Below are 270 nucleotides of genomic sequence, written 5' to 3' on the forward strand. Positions count from 1 at the left end.
GAACCATTCGACGCTGGAAAACGGACCACAGCTGTCCCCGCATCGCCGAAGCCGCTTTGCGTGAGATGCTGCATACGAGCGCGCGAAATACGCACTCAGAAAGCCGGGCGGATTTCCAGTTCATCGACCTTTTTGCGGGAATCGGCGGGATTCGACGCGGTTTCGAGGCGCACGGCGGTCAGTGCGTCTTCACGAGCGAATGGAACGAGTTCTCCAAAAAGACGTACCAGCAGAACCACCAGGACGCCAGCCACGCACACCAGTTCGTCG

1 protein-coding gene is annotated in these 270 nt (G+C 59.3%); it reads left to right on the plus strand.

Annotated elements, in window-relative coordinates:
• Positions 1-270, plus strand: a 270-nt coding sequence (locus SB822_RS57410; protein WP_410859149.1) for a DNA cytosine methyltransferase, incomplete at both ends; no start/stop codon positions are given.

The sequence above is a fragment of the Paraburkholderia sp. SIMBA_054 genome (assembly GCF_046534875.1).
Classification (GTDB): Bacteria; Pseudomonadota; Gammaproteobacteria; order Burkholderiales; family Burkholderiaceae; genus Paraburkholderia; species Paraburkholderia hospita.